The following is a 19366-nucleotide window of genomic DNA, read 5'->3' on the forward strand; positions in this document are numbered from 1 at the left end:
GCCTCGGACCGTCGCCATACCGCCGCCAGGGCGCAGGCAGAGGTGGAGCTGCAGAACTGTGCCCAGGATGCCACCCAATTGCCGCCATCACACGCGCCTGGATCGGAAACAATGCTCCCGACACCTTCTAGCGACCGACCCAACCGATGATTGAAAACCGCCCTTCAGTCGCTCCTTCCTCCTGCACCGTTCCGACTGCATTGTTCTATCCCGAGGCGGCTGACGACACAGCGCTCATCGGTCTTCCCACGTTGATGGAAATGGCCTTTCGGGGTCTGGACCTGAATCCGCAGCGCCAGCGCTTGCTCGATCGCCTGCGGCGCGACCCCAATGACGCCAACGCCATGCTGGACCTGTCGTCGGTCATGTTCCTGATGGATCAGGACGATCTGGGGTGCAGCCTGCAACGCGAAGCCCTGTCGATTTCCCGGCATTACACCTTGCCTGCCCGCGGGACCCCTCGCCTGCGCCTGCTGACCCTGATGACGCCGGGCAGATTGATGGCCAACATTCCGCTCGAATTCCTGCTGAGTGGGTCGAACGTGACGCTGGAGATGCTGTACCTGGACCCCGATGCCCCGGCCTTGTGGACCGAACTGCCGCCCCATGACGTGGCCTGTGTTGGGGTCTGCGTGTCACCCGCCACAAAGGGCATGCTGCAAGCCTTGGCAGGCGCGAGCAGCACCCTGCCCCATGCCACGCTCAATGATCCCAACAGGATTCTGGCACTGGCGCGCGAAACCGTCTGGCAGACCTTGCGCGAGGTACCCGGCTGCACGATGCCGCCATCCAGGGCACTCGATCGCGCTGCGCTGAACGAGCTGGCGGGGCAGCACGTCTCCCTCGATCAAGTGCTGCCGGGAGCTGCCTTTCCCATCATCTGCCGGCCCAACGGCAGCCACGCAGGTCAAGGGCTGGCCAAGCTCACAGGCCCTGCCGACCTGGCGGCCTACCTGTCCAGCGAAAGTGCAGACGAGTTTGTCATTTCGCCCTTTGTCGACTACGTCAGCGCGGACGGGCAATACCGCAAGTACCGCATTGCGTTCATTGGCGGCAAGCCGTTTCCGGTGCACATGGCGGCCTCGGCACGCTGGATGGTGCACTACCTGAACGGCGACATGCTCGATCGCCCGGACAACCGTGCCGAGGAGTGCCGCTTCTTTGACGAGTTCGCCGCCAGTTTTGGCCAGCGCCATGCATCGGCACTGGCCGCGATAGACAACCGCCTGGGCCTGGATTACGTCAGCATCGACTGCGGTGAAACCCAGGACGGTCGCCTGCTGGTGTTCGAGTGCGATACCGGCGGCGTCGCCCACGCCATGGACCCCCTGCAAGACTTCGGCTACAAGCGGCCCCACATGCTGGCCCTCTTCGCTGCCTTCCAGGACCTTCTGGCCTGCGCCGCGCAAGACCGCAGGCACCTGAAACCCTGGATCTTGCAATGAGCGCCCTGGCCACCGCGCCACGGCGCACGCTGCCGGCCGGTCTGGCCACCCTGCTGCAGGGTGTTGACGACCGCGGGCGCACCCGCTACGGCTTGCCTGCCCTGGCCGACGACAGCCTGGTAAACTTTGGCAGTTGCACTGCCAATCCGATCACACCGGCCCTGCTGGCGCAGTGGCGCACGCTGGAGCACCGATCCACAGCCCTGGATCCGCAGCGCCACCTGCAGACCCTCTTTGGCGCCACACAGTGCAGATTGGCCGCCTCGGGCACCGACGCCGAATACAGCTGTGCCCTGGCCATGGGTCCGCACCCCTACTGCACCGTGTTGATGGACCCGCGTGAAATCGGGAGCGGTTGCGAACGCGCTGCTGCGGGCCTGACCCACACCTTGGGCTGCCCCGTAACCACACCACTGGCGATCGATACCGCCATGGAAAAGGTGCTGCTGCGCGACGAGGCCGGCCGGGTACTGAGCCAGGACCAAATCGATTCGCAGCTTTTCGCCATCGCCCAGCGCCATGACCATCTGCCGCTACTGGTGCACCACGTATCCTGCTCCAAAACGGGCCTGAGTGCCCCCTCGGAGGCCGCTTGCAGACAACTGCAGGATGAACACGCCGCGGGCGTTCGGGTGGTGGTTGATGCATCACAAGGCCGCTTTGCCGCGCAGGATGTGCAACGCTGGCTGACTCAGGGTTGGGCGGTGATCATCACCGGCTCCAAATACTTCGGCGCACCGCCATTTTGTGGCGCCACACTGTTTCCGGCCGGCTGGCCACAGGCCCGGGGGTTCACGGTAGCGCCCGGTTTGCTCGCTCGCTGGCGACTGGCCCTGGAGAACTTCGCACGACCACCGCAACGCAGCGCCTGGCGAAATGCCCTGCAAACCGCCTTCGTGCCGCAGTTGCCGCGCGGCGCAGTTGACAACGATACCCCGCACGACAGGCAGGGCATTCTGAGTTTCGACCTTGGCCTGAACGCCGATCAGACACTCACACTGCACCGGCGTTTGATTCAGCGAGGTTTTTTCATCGGGCAACCAGTGGCAGCCGGCCGACGCAGCTTGCTGCGTGTGGCGCTCAGCGCCCACACCAACCCGGACCAGATGGCACCCGACCTTGCGCGACTGGCCCGCACCCTGCGAGACGAACTGCGCCATGGCTGAACTGCACACCCGACTCCGCGGGCGTCTGCACCTGACCGACGAGCAGCCCAGCGCCATCGTCTATGACCTTGATCAGCTAGAGGCCAGAGCCCTGGAGTTGCGTCACGCCCTACCAAGCTTCCAGCACTGCCTGGCACTTAAGGCGGCACCCTTCGCGGCACTATTGCCCCGATTCGCCCGATGGGGTTTCGGCTTTGAAGCAGCCTCTTTGCAGGAAGGGCTCGTCGCACACCAGGCCTGCCCAGGCGCAACGGTACTGTTTGACTCCCCCGCCAAAACGCGGACAGAAATCGCACGTGCCGAGGCCTTGGGCTGGGTGTTGAGCGCCAATAGCCTGGCCGAACTGGAACGCCTGAGTGCGCCCTGCTCCCTGCGTGTGAACACATTGACCGGCCCCGGCCGCATCGCCCATACCAGCGTCGCCGACGCACGCAGCCGCTTTGGCGAGCCCCACGACAGCCTGCCCGAGGGCCTCGACTGCGCCGGCTGGCACGCCCACATCGGCTCCCAGGGCTGCTCCATTGAGCAATTGGCGCTATCGGCCAGGCGCCTGGTCGACATTGCGCGACGACACCCCTCGACACGCTGGATCAATCTGGGCGGCGGCTTGGCCACTGAAGACAGCTACGAGGTCTATGCCCAGGCGTTGCGGTCGGCAGTGCCCGAGCTGTTCAGCGGCCGCTGGACGGTCTACACCGAAATGGGTCGCTCCCTGCTCGCGGCCAGCGCGCGGGCCTATTCCCGCGTCGAGTACATCTGCCGCGATGTTGCCACCATCCACCTCGGGGCCGATTTCCTGCTGCGCCGCGTCTACCGCCCCGACGACTGGGATTACCCGCTGGCTGCGCTGGACCCGCACTTCGCGCCGCGCATGGGCGCCTCGCGGACCCAGGTCATCGCCGGCCCACTGTGTTTTGCGGGCGACCTGTTGGGCAGCATCGATGCGCCGGCGATTCAGGAGGGCGACATCATCGAAATCGGACTGGCTGGCGCCTACAGCGCCTCGATGTGGAGTCGCCACTGTAGCCGTCGCATGCCACCGGTGTACGGCATCGATGCCACAGGGCAACTCCAGCCCCTGAGCGCTGGCGAAACCGACGCCGATCTTCTCTCCCTCTGGCGCGCCCCCGCATCGATGCTGCCCACGGCGTGAACTTGCGGTTGGCAGCCGGCGACGCGTGACCCGGACGCCGCGCCACCTTGTGCCTCACAGTCGAACGCACGGTGGCCGGGCACCCGGCGCGACCCCATCTCGCACCCTCCTTTGGTAGCCAGAAATCACACACCATGAGGCGTGGCAGCGCCTCTATCTCTATGCTTGCGCTAAGTATTGAACGGCACATTCAAGGCTTCTTCAGCCAAGCTCTGGAAGCAAGCGATGGAAACTGCCCCCACAGCCGACTCCCTAAAGAGTCTGTCCAACAAAGTCCCGGAAATCGCCCTGTCGTTCTGGGTCATCAAGATCATGTCCACCACGGTCGGCGAAACCGGCGCTGACTTCCTGGCGTTCGACGCCGGACTCGGGCCAACCCTGACCATGGCCTTCATGGGGACATTGCTGGCGCTCGCCCTGTCCCTGCAACTGCGCACGCGGCGCTACACACCCTGGGCCTACTGGCTCACGGTCGTGCTCGTCAGCATCGTGGGCACCCAGATCACAGACTTCTTTACAGACAGCCTTGGCATCAGTTTGACGCTGAGCACGCCAATTTTGGCCGCGGTGCTGGCCGCCACGTTCCTCGTGTGGTATCGCGTGGAAAAAAGCCTGTCGATTCATGCAATCGTCACACGGCGCAGGGAACTGTTCTATTGGGCGGCCATCCTCTGCACCTTTGCGCTGGGCACGGCAGCGGGTGACCTGGCAAGTGAGACGCTCGGGCTAGGCTTCGCCTGGGGCACTGTGGCCTATGGCGCACTGATTGCCATTACCTTTGCCGCCTGGCGCATGGGCGGCAATGCGATTCTGATGTTCTGGATCGGCTACATCCTCACGCGCCCCTTCGGCGCCGCACTGGGGGACCTGCTGACGCAGACAAAAGCCACGGGTGGCCTGGGAATGGGTACAGCGTGGACCAGCGCAATCTTTCTGAGTGTGATCGTTCTCCTGGTGGGGTTTGCGCAGTGGACAGCGCCAACGGCCGTGGCAGAGCGGAGTTGACGGCGATCCCGGCAAATTTCGCAAGAATCACGAACAATTCACATCACCATGAACACCACTACAGACAAAGGTCTCAGCAAGGTGCCGGAAGTCACTTTGCTTTTCTGGATCATCAAAATTGCCGCCACCACGCTGGGCGAAACGGGGGGCGACGCGGTTTCCATGTCCATGCACCTGGGCTACTTGGTGGCCACCGGTATCTTTGCCGCCGTGTTCGCACTGGCCGTGGTGGCACAGATCAAGGCCAGAAAATTTCATCCTTCTCTGTACTGGGTCACCATCATCGCCACCACCACCGTGGGCACCACGCTGGCGGATTTTTTTGACCGCTCGCTGGGCATTGGGTACGCAGGAGGATCGACCCTGCTTCTGGCCTTGCTGCTAGGCTCGTTATTCGTCTGGCACCGCACGCTCGGGTCGGTGTCGGTCAACACGGTCAGTTCATCGAAGGCAGAAATGTTCTACTGGGTCACGATCATGTTTTCACAGACGCTAGGGACGGCGTTGGGAGATTGGACTGCAGACACAGCCGGTCTTGGCTACACCGGGGCAGCCGCAGTGTTTTCTGTATTGCTGGCATTGGTCGTGGCGGCGTATTTTTGGACGCAGGTGTCGCGTACGCTCTTGTTTTGGGCCGCTTTCATCCTGACGCGCCCCCTTGGTGCCGTGGTCGGGGATTTTCTAGACAAGCCTTTGAGCGCTGGTGGCCTGGCGCTCAGCCGCTACTCGGCTTCTGCGGCCCTGTTTGCCTTTATCGTAATCAGCATCGTGGTGTTCCGGCAGCGCGCCGCTGCCACAGCACATTGACAGATCACGAATTGGAGGGCCTATGCGGGTATTGCTGGTCGAAGACGACGCCATGATCGGCGAAGCCATCCAGTCCTCGCTGAAAGACGCCGCTTATGCAACCGACTGGGTCAAGGATGGTGCCATAGCCCTTGCCAGCTTGACGTGCCAGCACTACGACCTGGTATTGCTCGACCTGGGGCTTCCCGGCAAGGATGGGCTGGAAGTGCTGCGCCACATTCGCGCCAGGGACAACCCAGTTCCCCTACTCATCATCACCGCACGCGATGGCCTGACCGACCGCCTGAGCGGTCTCGACGGTGGGGCTGACGACTACATCGTCAAGCCGTTTGAGGTGGCCGAGCTGCTGGCCCGCATGCGTGCAGTACTGCGCCGAAAAGGTGGAAATGCGGTCCCCTTGCTGGGCAATGGAACCGTCTCGCTAGACCCAGCCACCCGGCAAGCGACGGCTGCGGACGGTACGCCGGTTCAGCTGTCCCACCGGGAGTTTTCCCTCCTGCAGGCACTCCTCGTGCGGCCTGGGGCGATCCTCTCACGCAGCGACCTGGAAGACCGTATCTATGGATGGGGCGAAGAGGTGGACAGCAATGCTGTCGAGTTCCTGATCCATGCGCTGCGGCGCAAGCTGGGCAGCGAGGTCATCAAGAATGTCAGGGGAGCGGGATGGATGGTTTCAAAAAACGCCTGAATGCATCCTTGCAACTCAAGCTCTCTGTCGCGCTGTCGCTGACGATTTTGGTCGTCGCAGCGGTGGCAGGTGTGTTTTCGTTTGTCACCGCATTCAAGCAAGCCCATGAACTGCAGGATGTGACACTGCAGCAGGTGGCCACACTGTTTGACCGGCAACACTTGGTCCCCAGCCTGCCCCAGAACGACAGCCTGGCCCGTCGCAATTACCGCGAGACGCGTGTCGTGGTGCAGTTTCTTTCCGAAGGCGCGCGCGCGGTGGGGCAAGGGCATATGGGCGCCGTACTACCGTTGCCCCTGCCCTTAGCTGACGGACTGCAGACAGTGGATGTCGAAGGCGAGTCCTTTCGTGTACTGGTCAAGACAACCCCTTTGGGTGAGCGCATTGCTGTGGCACAGGAAACCGATGTGCGGGACGACATTGCCGAAATCAGCGCCCTGCGCACCTTGATGCCGTTCCTGATACTGGTACCCGTCCTGCTCCTGCTTGTCACGAGCCTGGTGAGACAGATGTTTCAGCCGATTGCCGCACTCTCGGCAGAAGTCGACCGCCGTGCCGAAACAGCACTGCATCCAATTATGGAAGACGCCTTGCCCATCGAAGTGCTCCCGTTTGCTGGCGCCATCAACCGCTTGCTGGGCAGAGTGGAACGGTCCATGCAAGCGCAGCGCCGATTTGTTGCCGACGCCGCGCATGAACTCCGCTCCCCGTTGACCGCCATGTCACTACAGGCCGAGCGGCTGGCCGAAACGGACATGTCGGATCTCGCGCACGAGCGACTCACGACATTGCGCTGCGGCATCGAGCGCAGTCGCAGCCTGCTCGACCAGTTGCTTGCCCTGGCGAAGGCACAGACCGCACTCGACCATCCAAAATCGTCTGTGTCGATACAAAATATCTATCGCCGTGTTCTGGAAGACCTGATGCCGCTGGCCGAGGTGAAACATATTGATGTGGGAATCGAAGGGTCGAACGATGCCCAAGTGTGGGTAAACGAGCCAGACCTGATGACGCTGGTGAAAAACCTGGTCGATAACGCGATTCGCTACACACCCGCCGGAGGCAAGGTCGATCTCTCGGTCAGGACGGAAGACAGTCATGTCGTTCTGCAAATCCGGGACTCTGGTCCGGGTATTCAAATCACCGAGAGAGAGCGCGTGTTCGACCCCTTCTATCGCACACTTGGCACCGACCAAATGGGTTCCGGGTTGGGGCTGTCCATCGTCAAGGCCATAGCGAACCGCCTGGGCGCGGAAGTCCAAATAGGTTTCGCGGACGAAGAGAAACAATGCGGCCTGTGTGTCGACGTGCGCATTCAGGCAATTGGGCCGGTGTAAGAGCCTGCTCTAAGCGGCGCGATCTAGTGACCAGCGTACTGGCATTGCTGCGTTGCGTGGCATCATGAAATTTTGTGCGAGGCATTCCAGTGAACTCCCATTCCCCAGCGCGCAAGGGCGCATGGCTCGCGCTCATGGCCGCGGCCCTGTTTGGGCTCAGCACCCCTTTGGTCCAGCATTTCGGCCAGGGACTTGGCATGTTCACCACTGCGGGTTTGCTGTACCTGGGGGCTGCAGGCGTAGCGCTGTGGCTGCGCCTGCCTGCCACCCGCGAGGCCCGCGTGACACCCAGCGATGCCCCTCGTCTGCTATGGATGTCTTTTTTCGGCGCGGTCCTGGGGCCTGTTGCGCTGGCCTGGGGCTTGCAGCGCACCAGTGGTACCAGCGCTTCCCTGATGCTGACACTGGAAGCGGTTTTTACCGCACTGCTGGCCTGGCGCCTATACGGTGAAACCATGGACCGGCGCGTGGTGGCTGCCCTGCTGTTTCTGGTCGCTGGAGGTGCTGTGCTGGTGTTCGAGCAAGGCCTCGCGGGCGACAACCAACTGCTGGGACTGCTGGCGGTTCTTGGTGCTACCGCAGCCTGGGGAGTGGACAACAGCCTGTCGCGGCAGGTTGCCGAGCGCGATCCAGGCCAAGTGGTTCTCTACAAATCGGGGTTGGGCGCGGCCGCTACCCTCGTGCTGGCTCTGGTCTTTGCCGAACCCATGCCGGCATGGAGCACAGCCATGGCTTTGCTGGCGGTTGGCGCCACGGGCTACGGCCTGAGCCTGCGTCTGTACCTGTTGGCGCAGCGGGCATTTGGCGCCGGCCGAACGGGGTCGGTATTTGGGTTTGCACCATTTATTGGCGCGCTGGGCGCGTGGGTCATGGGAAGCCACTCAGGCAGTTGGTTGCTGGCCGTCGGCGGGCTCCTGATGCTCGCGGGCGTCGGCCTGCATCTGCTCGAAAGCCACGACCACGAACACGTCCACGAATGGCTGGAGCACGAGCACGCACATTCGCATGACGACGGCCACCATCTCCACCGCCACGAACCAATGCCGATCGGGCCACACAGCCATTGGCACCAGCATCCGCCAGTGCGGCATGCGCACCCGCATGTGCCGGATGCCCACCATTTGCACACCCATGTCTGACGCCCCATGCAACGCGGGGCCTATACTTTCGCTATTCCATAAATGAATAGCGCCTGAGCGCCAGCCACCATGCCGTCCTCCCTGCCATCCCTTCTCCGCCTTCTCGCAGCCCTTGCCCTGAGCCTTTGTGCCTTCGCCGCCCAGGCCGGCGAAGTGCAGGTGGCGGTAGCCGCCAACTTCACAGCGCCCATGCAGGACATTGCCGCCCTTTTTGCCAAGGAAACCGGACACAAGGCAGAGCTGACTTTTGGCTCCACCGGCAAGTTCTACGCGCAGATCAGCCACGGCGCACCGTTTGACGTGTTCCTCTCGGCCGACGACAAGACGGCTGGGCGGCTGGTGTCGGACGGCAAGGCCGTCGGCACCAGCTTGGTCCCTTACGCTCTGGGCAGCCTGGTGCTGTGGAGCCCGGACGCGGGGATGGTGGACGCCGAAGGCAAAGTGCTGGCCACAGGCAGCTTTGCGCACCTGGCGATTGCCAACCCGAAACTCGCCCCTTACGGCGCAGCCGCGATGCAGACGCTCGACAAGCTGGGCCTGGCCGAGAGCTTGCAACCCAAACTGGTGATGGGCGAGAACATCGGGCAGACCTACCAGTTCGTCCACACAGGCAATGCCCAACTGGGCTTCGTCGCGCTGTCTCAGGTGATGAAGGACGGCAAGATCACCAAGGGCTCGGCCTGGCGCGTGCCAGCCGAGATGCACGCTCGCATCCGCCAGGACGCCGTCGTGCTTGAGCACGGCAAGGACAATCCGGCGGCGGCGGCCCTCATGGAGTTCCTGCGCAGCGACGCGGCACACGCCGTCATCACATCCTACGGCTACGGCATCATCAAATAAGTCGTTTGCGAGCTTCATGGGCTTCACTGAGACCGACCTGCGCGCCATCGGCCTGACGCTGCGCCTCGCGGTGACGACGATGGCGCTGCTGCTGCTGCTGTGCACACCGCTGGCCTGGTGGCTGGCGCGCACGCGCTCGCGCTGGCGCGGGCCGGTGTCGGCCGTAGTGGCGTTGCCATTGGTACTACCGCCCACGGTGATTGGCTTTTACATGCTGGCGGCGCTGGGGCCGAACGGCCCGCTGGGGCAGTTGACCACGGCGCTGGGTCTGGGCACGCTGCCCTTCACCTTCTGGGGGCTGGTGCTGGGCTCGCTCATTTATTCACTGCCGTTTGCCGTGCAACCGCTGCAGGGTGCGTTTGAGGCCGTGGGCGAGCGGCCCTTGGAAGCCGCCGCCACGCTGGGTGCGGGGCCGCTGGACCGCTTCCTGACCGTGGCCCTGCCACTGGCGCGCGGCGGTTTCGTCACCGCCGCCATCCTGAGCTTTGCGCACACGGTGGGCGAATTCGGCGTAGTGCTCATGCTGGGCGGCAATATCCCCGGTGTGACGCGGGTGGTCTCGGTGCAAATTTACGACCATGTCGAGGCGCTGGAATACGTACAGGCGCACTGGCTCGCAGGCGGCATGGTGGTGTTCTCATTCCTGGTGCTGCTGGGGCTGAACCTGACGCGCCGCACAAGGCTGCTGCCATGAATGCGGGAAACCCTGGCATCCAGGCGCGCCTGCGGCTGGAGCGATCCCCGTTCACGCTGGACGTGGACCTGCAATTGCCAGGGCGCGGCTTTATTGCCCTGTTCGGCCCGTCTGGCTGCGGCAAGACCACCTGCCTGCGCGCACTCGCCGGTCTGGAGCGCGCCCACCCTGGCCTGGTGCGCGTGGCGGGCAGCACCTGGCAGGACGACGCGGCCGGCATCTGGCTGCCCACGCACCAACGGGCACTGGGCTTTGTGTTTCAGGAAGCCAGCCTGTTCGATCACCTCAGCGTGCGCGGCAACATCATGTATGCGCAAAAGCGCGTCCAGTCTACGGGGCGCAGTGCGGTCGCAGGCGCTGCTGTCGCCGTCGAGCAAACGGTCGATTTGCTCGGCCTTGCCGGCCTGATGGACCGGCGCCCGGCCACGCTTTCGGGCGGCGAGCGCCAGCGTGTGGCCATTGCGCGGGCGCTCGCCGCGCAGCCGCGCGTGCTGCTGATGGACGAGCCCCTGGCCGCCCTGGACGCCGGTCGCAAGGCCGAGCTGCTGCCCTATCTCGAAGCCCTGCAGCGCACACTGGCCATTCCGGTGCTGTATGTGAGCCATGCGCTCGACGAAGTCGCGCGCCTGGCCACGCACATGGTGCTGCTGGACGCCGGCCGCGTGCGCGCCAGCGGCAGCGCCGAAGTCCTGATGGCCCGCCTCGACCTGCCCCTGGCCCAGGGCGACGCGGCAGCCACCATTGTCGAGGGAACGCTCGTACACCACGACAGCGCGGAGCACCTCTCCACCCTGGGCTTTGCCGGCGGCGAACTGCACGTGATCAGTACCACGGCCCGCCCCCTGGGCCAGCGCCTGCGCGTACGCATCCAGGCGCGCGACGTGAGCCTGACACTGGAGCGCCAGAGCGGCACCAGCATTCTGAACATTGTCCCCGCCACCGTGACCGGCCTGCGCGAAGACAGCTCCGGCCAGTGGATGGTGGCGCTGGACGCCGGCGGCGCGCGGCTGCTGGCGCGCATTACGCAGCGCTCGGTGACGGCACTCGGCATAGCACCAGGGCGCTCGCTGTTCGCGCAAGTCAAAGGCGTGGCGTTGCTCGATTGAGGGGAATGCTATTCAAAGAATAGCTGCATACGCAGACCCTGCTTGCGCAAAAGGCCGAAAACACCTGAAGTTTCTCGGCACTTGGCTTTGGCAGCTTACTTGTCCGCGTTCGGGAAGAACAGCTGCTGCCCGTTGATTTTGTAATCGGCGATGGTGCTTTGGCCCGTGGGGGAGATCACCCAGTCAACGAACTTTTGCGCGTCCTTGAGCTTGACCTGTGGGTATTTGGCGGGGTTGACCACCATCACGCCGTACTGGTTGAACAAGCGCTTGTCGCCTTCCACCAGGATGCCCAGGTCGGCGCGGTTCTTGAAGTTCAGCCAGGTGCCGCGGTCGGTCAGCGCGTAGGCACCGCTGGCGGCAGCCATGTTGAGCGCCGGGCCCATGCCACAGCCGCAGGCCTTGTAGCCCGTGCCTTTTTCGGTATCGGCAGCCTTCCAGTAGCGCAGCTCGGCCGCATAGGTGCCGCTCTTATCGCCACGCGAGATGAAGGGCGCGTTGGCGATGGCGATTTTTTTCAGCGCCGCAACCACATCCTTGCCAGCAATGCCTGCCGGGTCAGCCTGAGGGCCGACGATGACGAAGTCGTTGTACATGACCGGGTAGCGCTTGATTCCCCAACCCTCGGCTATGAATTTTTCCTCGGCGGCCTGGTCGTGCACGAAGAGCACGTCGGCATCGCCGCGTCTCGCCATGTCGAGCGCCTGGCCAGTCCCCACGGCCACCACCTTGATGTCGATGCCGGTGTCTTTCTTGAACGCCGGAAGCAAGTGGGAGAACAAACCAGATTGCTCGGTGGACGTCGTCGAGGCCATGGTGATGGTGTCGGCCCAAGCGGCGGTTCCAGCTACCAAAGAAATAGCTAGAAGCCCTTTACACACATGCGCTGAAGGGCTGAAAAGCCTGATATTTTTCACAGGGTATCTCCTTTGACGAACAAACGGGCAGCCTCTGGCAAGGGGCCATTAAAGAAATCGTGAACGGGCAGGTCGGCCAGCACGCGGCCCCGCTCCAGATAGAGCACGCGGGTGGCCAGGCGCTTGACCTGGCCCAGGTTGTGGCTGCTGAACACGGTGGTGACAGGGCCGGCCTGCGCATCCGCCGAGGCCGAGCCAGCGAGCTGGGCAATCAGCGCCTCGACTTCGCGCTTGGCGTGCGGGTCCAGGCTGGACGTCGGTTCATCGAGCAGCAGTACCTGGGCTTGCAGCGCCCAGACGCGCGCCAGCGCCACGCGCTGCTGCTGCCCACCCGAGAGCGTGCGGCCGTTCTGCCGTGCGAGCGCCTCCAGGCCCACACGCGCCAGGGCCCGCAGCGCCTGCGCGCGCGCGTCGCGCCAGGCGTGGCCGCGCAGCCACAGCGCCAGCGCCACGTTGGTCTGTGTGCTGGCGCGCAGCAGGTGTGGGCGCTGAAACAGCATGGCCTGGCGGTGCGGCGCTCCGTGCACCATCTCGCCACTGGAGAGGCGCTGCAGGCCATGCAGCACGCGCAGCAGGGTGCTCTTGCCACTGCCGTTGGCGCCTATCAGTGCCAGGCGCTCGCCGACATGCACGCTCAGGTTGACTTCCTGCAGTGCATGCAGGGCACCAAAACGCACGCCGGCACTGCGCAGGGCCAGGAGCGGTGCCGGGTTGGGCATCACGCCGCTACCCCGGCAGCAAGCGTGAGGGCTGCGGCGCCGATCGCCGCATCACGCCGGCTGGCCCAGCGCTGCAGCAGCGCCACGCTGCCATGCAGCGCCAGCACCACAGCCAGCAGCACGGTGCCCAACGCCAGAGCCAGCGGCAGGTCGCCCTTGCTGGTCTCGAGCGCAATGGCCGTGGTCATCACGCGGGTGAAGCCATCGATGTTGCCACCGACGATCATCACCGCGCCCACTTCAGAGATGGCTCGGCCAAAGGCGGCGACCAGGACCGTGAACAAGGCCAGGCGCGTGTCCCAGGCCAGCAGCAGGCTGCGCAGCATGCGCCCGGCGCCGAGCGACTGGAGCTGCTCGCCGTAGGCGCGTTCGGCGTCTTCCACCGTCTGGCGGGTCAGCGCCGTCACCACGGGCAGCACCAGCACGGCCTGGGCCAGTACCATGGCCTGGAAAGAAAACAGCCAACCCAGCCAGCCCAGCGGGCCACTGCGGGACAGCAGCAAATACACCAGCAGGCCAACCACCACCGACGGCAAGGCCAGCAAGGTGTTCAGCAGCAACAGCAGCGCGCCACGCCCGCGAAAGCGCGCCACGCCCAGCCAGGCCCCCAGCGCCAGCCCCGCGCCAAAGGAAATCGCGCACGCCGTGGTGCTGACCGCCAGTGAGCGGCCGACGATGCTCCAGAGCGCTGGATCGAAGCTGGCGATGAGCTGCAGCGCTGTGACGAAACTGGGGTACAGGGTGGAGGACATGCCAATAGCAAAATGGGGCTGCGCTATCGTAGGCGCCCCGTCTGCAAGCCACCATATGAAACACCGTGCATAGGATTCAGCTCCACTACACACTGTCGCGCGACGCCGGCAACCGCCTGATCCGCAACCCGCTGCCTGAAATGCTGGCCGCGGTGGCGCAGGAAGGCTCCATCTCGGGCGCCGCGCGCGCCCTGGGCCTGTCGTACCGCCACGTGTGGGGTGCGCTCAAGCGCTGGGAGATAGAGCTGGGCGGCACGCTCGTTGTCTGGGGCAAGGGCCAGGCCGCACAACTGAGCGAATTTGGCCAGAAGCTCCTGTGGGCCGAGCGCCAGGCCCAGGCCCGCCTGGCGCCGCAGATCGCCGCGCTGCACGCTGACCTGGAGCGCGCCTTTGCCGTCGCCTTCGACCCAAACGCCCACGTGCTCACGCTCTACGCCAGCCACGACGACGCCCTGGGGCTGCTGCGCGAAGTCGCTGCGGCGGGCGACCCGACAAGTGGGTCGGTCGGTCAGCCAAGGGCTCGGGGCGCTCTGCACCTTGACATCCGCTTCACCGGCAGCGTGGACGCCATTCGTGCGCTCAATGAGGGGCGCTGCACGCTCGCCGGCTTTCATACGCTGGAGGGCGCCGCGCCAGGCTCGGAGACAGCGCGCACGTACAAGCCGCTGCTCAAACCCGGCCTGCACAAGCTGATCGGCTTTGCACGGCGCACGCAAGGCCTTATCGTGGCGCGTGGCAACCCACTTGGCCTGCTGCGCCTAGCCGACGTGGCAGCACGCGGCGCGCGCTTCGTGCACCGGCCTCTGGGCACGGGTACGCGCGTGCTGCTGGGCGATTTGCTGAAGCGCGAAGGGCTGGAGGCCAGCGCCCTGGGCGCAGCCGGGCAAACCGAGCCTTCGCACGCCGCCGTGGCACAGGCCGTCGCTGCGGGCGCGGCCGATGTTGGCCTGGGCATCGAGATGGCGGCACGCGAACGCGGGCTCGATTTCATTCCCCTGGTGCACGAGCATTACCACCTCGCCTGTCTCAAATCCAGCCTCGACCAGGCCCCCACTCTGGCGCTGCGAACGCTGCTGCAGTCGGCTGCCTGGCAGACGCGCATGGCACAGCTCGCGGGCTACGCACCCGAGTACTGCGGCCAGGTTCTGGCTATGAGCGCTGTGCTGCCGTGGTGGAGGTTTTCCGCGCAAAAGCACGTTTTTCGTTCTAAGCGTTAACCCTAATTGCTATATTTTTAGTAGCTTCTGACGCATACCGCGCCTAGGGAATACACCGTCACGCTGCTGTCAGCCTGCGCCTACAGTGCTTCGTAGAATCGCTCGACTCGAAAAGTTACAAGAGCGCGCCTGGAGACTGTTGGAGTTGGAGCGTCGAAAACGAAAATGGACCGCTGCGGCCCATTTGCAGCCGGCGATTTCCAGCTCCAGCCGCCTCCTATGGCACTCATGGCAAACCGCCAGCGATTCGTCACAGTCCATTTTTGGAGACTCCATGCAGGTATTACTCAAACTATCCAGAGGCGTCGACTGGCTCAATGAGCGCGTCGGTCTGGCCGTCATCTGGCTGATCCTCGCGTCCACGGTGATCAGCGGCCTCAACGCCATCGTGCGCAAGGTCTTCAACTACAGCTCCAACGGCTTTCTGGAAGTGCAGTGGTACCTGTTTGCCGCATCCTTCCTGCTCGCCTCAGGCTACACGTTGCTGCACCGCGAGCATGTGCGTGTGGACGTCGTCTCAAGCCGGTTTTCCAAGCGCACGCAGATCTGGCTCGACGTGTTCGGCTTCGTGGTGTTCCTCACGCCGATGTGCGCGGCGGTACTGTGGTTTGGCATCCCGTTCTTCCTCCAGGGTTACCAATCCGGCGAAATGTCCAGCAACGCAGGCGGCCTGATCCGCTGGCCGGTGTACCTGATGATGCCGGTGGGCTTCGCGTTGCTGCTGCTGCAGGGTTGGTCGGAGCTGATCAAGCGCATCGCCTTCCTGAAGGGCCTGGTGCCTGATCCAACCGTCAAACTTGACGAGAAAACGGCTGAGGAAGAACTGGCCGAATCCATCCGCCGTATGGCCGAAGCCGCCAAAGGCAATGGCAACGCAGCCACCCAAGCCGACTGAGCGGAGACACATTCATGGAATTCTTTACCTCCAATCTGGCCCCGATCATGTTCGCGGGGCTGATCGTGTTCCTGCTGATGGGCTTTCCCGTGGCCTTCAGTCTCGGGGCTTGCGGTCTGTTCTTTGGTTTCATTGGCATTGAACTGGGCCTGCTGCCCGAAGCACTGCTACAGGCCTTGCCGCTGCGCATCTACGGCATCATGCAAAACGACACGCTGCTGGCGATTCCCTTCTTCACACTGATGGGGTTGATCCTGGAGCGCAGCGGCATGGCGGAAGACCTGCTGGAGACCATCGGCCAGCTCTTTGGCCCGGTGCGCGGCGGTCTGGCACTCGCCGTGATTTTTGTCGGCGCGCTGCTGGCCGCAACCACCGGCGTGGTCGCCGCCTCCGTCATTTCCATGGGCCTGATCTCGCTGCCCATCATGCTGCGCTATGGCTACGACCGGCGCATTGCCACCGGTGTCATCGCCGCCTCAGGCACGCTGGCACAGATCATCCCACCGTCGCTGGTGCTCATCGTGCTGGCCGACCAGTTGGGCCGCAGCGTGGGCGACATGTACAAGGGCGCGTTCATCCCCGGCTTCATGCTCACGGGTTTTTATATCGGCTACGTCATTCTGCTGGCGATTTTCAAGCCCAAGTGGGTTCCAGCATTGCCGCCAGAGGCTCGCACCATCCGCGAAGACAACGGCAGCAGCGGCCTCCCCTCGCTGCTGGCCCTCACCATCGTTTCCGTGGGCGCCTCGCTGTTCTTCGCGCACCACATTGCCGACATTCACACTTGGTGGTCAGGTGAAACCGTCACCAGCGTTGCCAAGGACGAAACGATCGTCGTCTCCATGTGCGTTGGAGTGGCGCTGGCTTTTGTACTCTCCATGCTCAACAAGATCACGCGCCTGGGCCTGCTCTCGCGCATGGCAGAGCGCGTGACCTTCGTGCTGATTCCACCGCTCTTGCTGATCTTCCTGGTGCTGGGCACTATCTTCCTCGGCATCGCCACCCCAACGGAAGGCGGCGCCATGGGCGCACTGGGCGCGTTCACCATGGCGATGGTGCGTGGACGCCTGAGTTTCAAGCTGCTCAAGCAGGCCCTCATCTCGACCACACGCCTGTCCACCTTCGTGGTGTTCATTTTGATTGGCTCGACCGTCTTCAGCCTGGTGTTTCAGGGCGTCGAGGGGCCGCGTTGGGTGGAACACCTGCTCACCGGCCTGCCCGGCGGCCAGGTGGGCTTCCTGATTCTGGTCAACCTGCTGATTTTCTTCCTGGCATTCTTCCTGGATTTCTTCGAACTGTCCTTCATCGTCGTGCCGCTGCTGGCTCCGGTCGCCGACAAGCTGGGGATTGACCTGATCTGGTTTGGCGTGCTGCTGGCGGTGAACATGCAGACTTCATTCATGCACCCACCGTTTGGCTTTGCGCTGTTCTATCTGCGCAGCGTGGCACCGGCCACTGCCTACACTGACCGCGTCACCAAGAAACTGATCCAGCCTATCACCACCATGCAGATCTACTGGGGCGCCGTGCCGTTCGTGCTGATCCAGGTGATCATGGTCTCGTTGATCATCGTCTTCCCAGGCATCGTCTCCAGCGGCCTCGACAAGAAGGAGGTGTACGACCTGGACAAGATTCGCCTGCAAATGGAATCCCAAATGCGCAAGCTCGATGCGCTGGATGCCGCTGCACCGGAACCGGCTCCCGGCGAGCAACCCGAAGTCCCGGAAGATCCGATGAAGGCGGCACAGGACGCTATTCAGAGCGAGAAAAAATAAACCCGGCGGGCCCTCATTCCCGCTCCAAGCCAAGAGCCCTGCCGATCGCAGGGCTCTTTTTTTTGCCCCTCCTCTTCAAGGAGGCGAGCAAAACTCTCGAGAAACGCAGCACCTCCAGGCCGGAACCACGCTCCAGAGCCATAGCGAGACCGGTCCGTCAAACCCCAACCGATGCCCTGGCCCGTACCGCTCGCGGGGCCTGCGCACCCCAATGCCGAGCGACTTACCGAACGAAGCTGCCCAATGCGTGCCACGACAACCACTTTTGCCGCAGACGTTACGGGAATGCGGGAGGCCTCTGGGCCACCAAATTCACAGGCATAGGTGCTTGCTGGAGCTTACCGGTTGAATTAACGCGGTGCCGCCGCTCCTGGCGCAGTAGGCGCACGCACCGCAGCGCCTTGCCATTGGGCGCGCTCTTCAGACTCGCCGTCCCCCGCGAAACCCTTGCCATTGCTAACGCTTCCCCATGCGGGGCGGGTAGAGGGCTTTCCCCTCCGAGTGGGTGCACCCCGTCGGGCGCACCCACAAAAAAAACCCCGCACCAGGCGGGGTTCTTCGGACTGCTTGCGCTTAGAGTTTCTGGCGCTGCATGAAGTTGTCAAAGGTACCTTCCGCAAAGCGGAACCACAGCACTTCATCGCGCTGGAAGTTCAGGTAGTCGGCGTAGATCTTCTTCCAGGCGGGGTTCTTCGCGTTCAGGTCGGCATAGACTTCCTTGGCAGCCTTGAACGAGGCGTCCATCACCGACTGCGGGAACGGCAGCACCTTGGTTTTGGCGCCAACCAGTTGCTTGAGTGCGCCAGGGTTGCGTGCATCGTAGCGCGCTTGCGTGGTCACATGGGCTTCGTAGGAAGCCGCCTTGATGATGGCCTTATTCTCATCTGACAGACCATTGAAGGCCTTGTCATTGGCGTAGAACGACAGGTTCAAGCTGCCTTCCCACCAACCGGGGTAGTAGTAGAACGGGGCCACCTTGTTGATGCCCAGCTTCTGATCGTCGTAGGGGCCAATCCATTCGGCCGCGTCAATCGTGCCTTTTTCAAGCGCCTGGTAGATTTCGCCGCCAGGAATGTTTTGCGGCACACCGCCCATGCGTTCGATGACCCTGCCGCCAAAGCCGCCAATGCGGAATTTCAGGCCTTTGATGTCCTCAGGCGATTTGACTTCCTTGCGGAACCAGCCGCCCATCTGTGTGCCGGTATTGCCACCAATGAAGTCGATGATGTTGTACTGGGCATAGAACTCGCGCATGAGCTTTTCGCCGTTGCCGTCCACCATCCAGGCGGTGAGCTGGCGCGAGTTCATGCCGAAGGGAATGGCACCACCGATGGCGAACGCCTCGTTTTTGCCGAAGAAATAGTAGGGCGCGGTGTGCGCGATTTCGACGGTGCCGTTCTGCACCCCATCGACCACACCGAACGCAGGCATCAACTCGCCAGCAGCGTGGACCGAAACCTCGAACTTGCCGCCAGACATGCTCTTGACGGCATTGGAAAACACCTCGGCGGCACCGAAGATGGTATCCAGCGATTTGGGGAAACTCGACGCCAGGCGCCAGCGCACCGCGGCCTGCGCATGCACAGCCGGTGCAACACCTGCCGCGAGCACCCCGGCGATACCGGCATTTTTGATAAGGGAACGACGATCCATTGCAAGTCTCCTGTGGATGAAAAAAGGTGCTGGCGGTGCTGATGCGGTGCCAAAAAAA

The 19366-nt window shown here is 63.5% G+C and carries 18 protein-coding genes; 14 read left to right on the forward strand and 4 right to left on the reverse strand.

Annotated features, from left to right (window positions below; all coding sequences use genetic code 11):
• Positions 1-146 precede the first annotated feature (146 nt).
• From AC07ZH_RS11885 to modC, 11 genes are all read left to right on the forward strand, one after another.
• Entirely contained in the window at positions 147-1445 is a 1299-nt protein-coding gene (locus AC07ZH_RS11885; protein WP_495199913.1) for an ATP-grasp domain-containing protein, read from the forward strand.
• The gene (locus AC07ZH_RS11890) at positions 1442-2611 is read left to right on the forward strand and encodes a hypothetical protein (protein WP_495199914.1); all 1170 of its coding nucleotides are present in this window, start codon (positions 1442-1444) and stop codon (positions 2609-2611) included. Before AC07ZH_RS11885 ends, AC07ZH_RS11890 begins: the two co-directional genes overlap by 4 nt.
• Complete coding sequence (locus tag AC07ZH_RS11895; RefSeq protein ID WP_495199915.1) at positions 2604-3764, forward strand: type III PLP-dependent enzyme domain-containing protein; 1161 nt, start codon at positions 2604-2606, stop codon at positions 3762-3764. The genes AC07ZH_RS11890 and AC07ZH_RS11895 overlap by 8 nt, the downstream gene beginning before the upstream one ends.
• A 225-nt stretch (positions 3765-3989) precedes the next feature.
• The gene (locus AC07ZH_RS11900; RefSeq protein WP_495199916.1) at positions 3990-4769 is read left to right on the forward strand and encodes a COG4705 family protein; all 780 of its coding nucleotides are present in this window, start codon (positions 3990-3992) and stop codon (positions 4767-4769) included.
• 48 nt (positions 4770-4817) lie between these two features.
• A complete protein-coding gene (locus AC07ZH_RS11905; RefSeq protein WP_495199917.1) occupies positions 4818-5576 on the forward strand; it encodes a COG4705 family protein in 759 nt (252 codons plus the stop codon).
• Between the two features lie 22 nt (positions 5577-5598).
• On the forward strand, positions 5599-6264 hold the full coding sequence (locus tag AC07ZH_RS11910; protein ID WP_495199918.1) for a response regulator: 666 nt from the start codon (positions 5599-5601) through the stop codon (positions 6262-6264).
• Positions 6240-7601, forward strand: a complete 1362-nt coding sequence (locus tag AC07ZH_RS11915; protein WP_495199919.1) for a sensor histidine kinase — start codon at positions 6240-6242, stop codon at positions 7599-7601. The genes AC07ZH_RS11910 and AC07ZH_RS11915 overlap by 25 nt, the downstream gene beginning before the upstream one ends.
• Before the next feature lie 83 nt (positions 7602-7684).
• Entirely contained in the window at positions 7685-8740 is a 1056-nt protein-coding gene (locus AC07ZH_RS11920; RefSeq protein ID WP_495199979.1) for a DMT family transporter, read from the forward strand.
• A gap of 69 nt (positions 8741-8809) precedes the next feature.
• Positions 8810-9580 carry a molybdate ABC transporter substrate-binding protein gene (gene modA / locus AC07ZH_RS11925; protein WP_495199920.1) on the forward strand — a complete coding sequence of 257 codons (771 nt, stop codon included), beginning with the start codon at positions 8810-8812 and terminating at the stop codon, positions 9578-9580.
• A 16-nt stretch (positions 9581-9596) separates the two neighbouring features.
• Positions 9597-10274, forward strand: coding sequence for a molybdate ABC transporter permease subunit (modB, locus tag AC07ZH_RS11930; protein ID WP_495199921.1), 678 nt, complete (start codon positions 9597-9599; stop codon positions 10272-10274).
• Positions 10271-11380 (forward strand): molybdenum ABC transporter ATP-binding protein, encoded by a 1110-nt coding sequence (gene modC / locus AC07ZH_RS11935; RefSeq protein WP_495199922.1) that lies wholly within the window; start codon positions 10271-10273, stop codon positions 11378-11380. Before modB ends, modC begins: the two co-directional genes overlap by 4 nt.
• Positions 11381-11475: 95 nt before the next feature.
• Here modC and AC07ZH_RS11940 read toward each other — a convergent pair whose 3' ends face one another.
• Genes AC07ZH_RS11940 through AC07ZH_RS11950 form a run of 3 tightly spaced genes read right to left on the reverse strand, consistent with a single transcriptional unit; the run spans position 11476 to position 13768 of the window.
• A complete protein-coding gene (locus AC07ZH_RS11940) occupies positions 11476-12297 on the reverse strand; it encodes an ABC transporter substrate-binding protein (protein WP_495199923.1) in 822 nt (273 codons plus the stop codon).
• A complete protein-coding gene (locus AC07ZH_RS11945) occupies positions 12294-13016 on the reverse strand; it encodes an ATP-binding cassette domain-containing protein (protein ID WP_495199924.1) in 723 nt (240 codons plus the stop codon). The genes AC07ZH_RS11940 and AC07ZH_RS11945 overlap by 4 nt, the downstream gene beginning before the upstream one ends.
• Entirely contained in the window at positions 13016-13768 is a 753-nt protein-coding gene (locus AC07ZH_RS11950; protein ID WP_495199925.1) for an ABC transporter permease, read from the reverse strand. The genes AC07ZH_RS11945 and AC07ZH_RS11950 overlap by 1 nt, the downstream gene beginning before the upstream one ends.
• 65 nt (positions 13769-13833) lie before the next feature.
• Here AC07ZH_RS11950 and AC07ZH_RS11955 point away from each other — a divergent pair, with 65 nt between their 5' ends.
• The 3 genes from AC07ZH_RS11955 to AC07ZH_RS11965 all read left to right on the forward strand — a co-directional run bounded on the left by AC07ZH_RS11955 (position 13834) and on the right by AC07ZH_RS11965 (position 17655).
• The gene (locus AC07ZH_RS11955; RefSeq protein WP_495199926.1) at positions 13834-14985 is read left to right on the forward strand and encodes a substrate-binding domain-containing protein; all 1152 of its coding nucleotides are present in this window, start codon (positions 13834-13836) and stop codon (positions 14983-14985) included.
• Positions 14986-15259: 274 nt separating this feature from the next.
• A complete protein-coding gene (locus AC07ZH_RS11960; RefSeq protein WP_495199927.1) occupies positions 15260-15880 on the forward strand; it encodes a TRAP transporter small permease subunit in 621 nt (206 codons plus the stop codon).
• A gap of 14 nt (positions 15881-15894) precedes the next feature.
• Positions 15895-17655, forward strand: a complete 1761-nt coding sequence (locus tag AC07ZH_RS11965) for a TRAP transporter large permease (protein WP_495199928.1) — start codon at positions 15895-15897, stop codon at positions 17653-17655.
• 573 nt (positions 17656-18228) lie between these two features.
• On the opposite strand, the gene AC07ZH_RS11970 is transcribed toward AC07ZH_RS11965, so the two are convergent.
• A complete protein-coding gene (locus AC07ZH_RS11970; protein WP_119108701.1) occupies positions 18229-19308 on the reverse strand; it encodes a TRAP transporter substrate-binding protein in 1080 nt (359 codons plus the stop codon).
• Between the last annotated feature and the right edge of the window lie 58 nt (positions 19309-19366).

It is taken from the genome of Simplicispira sp. GW247-4R2A (assembly GCF_059424465.1).

Excerpts from the sequence above, each read along its gene's own strand:
- AC07ZH_RS11905 (WP_495199917.1), top strand. The coding sequence starts at position 4,818 with ATGAACACCACTACAGACAAAGGTCTCAGCAAGGTGCCGGAAGTCACT.
- AC07ZH_RS11890 (WP_495199914.1), top strand. The coding sequence starts at position 1,442 with ATGAGCGCCCTGGCCACCGCGCCACGGCGCACGCTGCCGGCCGGTCTG.
- AC07ZH_RS11945 (WP_495199924.1), bottom strand. The coding sequence starts at position 13,016 with ATGCCCAACCCGGCACCGCTCCTGGCCCTGCGCAGTGCCGGCGTGCGT.
- AC07ZH_RS11970 (WP_119108701.1), bottom strand. The coding sequence starts at position 19,308 with ATGGATCGTCGTTCCCTTATCAAAAATGCCGGTATCGCCGGGGTGCTC.
- AC07ZH_RS11910 (WP_495199918.1), top strand. The coding sequence starts at position 5,599 with ATGCGGGTATTGCTGGTCGAAGACGACGCCATGATCGGCGAAGCCATC.
- modB (WP_495199921.1), top strand. The coding sequence starts at position 9,597 with ATGGGCTTCACTGAGACCGACCTGCGCGCCATCGGCCTGACGCTGCGC.
- AC07ZH_RS11960 (WP_495199927.1), top strand. The coding sequence starts at position 15,260 with ATGCAGGTATTACTCAAACTATCCAGAGGCGTCGACTGGCTCAATGAG.
- modC (WP_495199922.1), top strand. The coding sequence starts at position 10,271 with ATGAATGCGGGAAACCCTGGCATCCAGGCGCGCCTGCGGCTGGAGCGA.
- AC07ZH_RS11900 (WP_495199916.1), top strand. The coding sequence starts at position 3,990 with ATGGAAACTGCCCCCACAGCCGACTCCCTAAAGAGTCTGTCCAACAAA.
- AC07ZH_RS11885 (WP_495199913.1), top strand. The coding sequence starts at position 147 with ATGATTGAAAACCGCCCTTCAGTCGCTCCTTCCTCCTGCACCGTTCCG.
- modA (WP_495199920.1), top strand. The coding sequence starts at position 8,810 with ATGCCGTCCTCCCTGCCATCCCTTCTCCGCCTTCTCGCAGCCCTTGCC.
- AC07ZH_RS11965 (WP_495199928.1), top strand. The coding sequence starts at position 15,895 with ATGGAATTCTTTACCTCCAATCTGGCCCCGATCATGTTCGCGGGGCTG.
- AC07ZH_RS11950 (WP_495199925.1), bottom strand. The coding sequence starts at position 13,768 with ATGTCCTCCACCCTGTACCCCAGTTTCGTCACAGCGCTGCAGCTCATC.
- AC07ZH_RS11915 (WP_495199919.1), top strand. The coding sequence starts at position 6,240 with ATGGATGGTTTCAAAAAACGCCTGAATGCATCCTTGCAACTCAAGCTC.
- AC07ZH_RS11895 (WP_495199915.1), top strand. The coding sequence starts at position 2,604 with ATGGCTGAACTGCACACCCGACTCCGCGGGCGTCTGCACCTGACCGAC.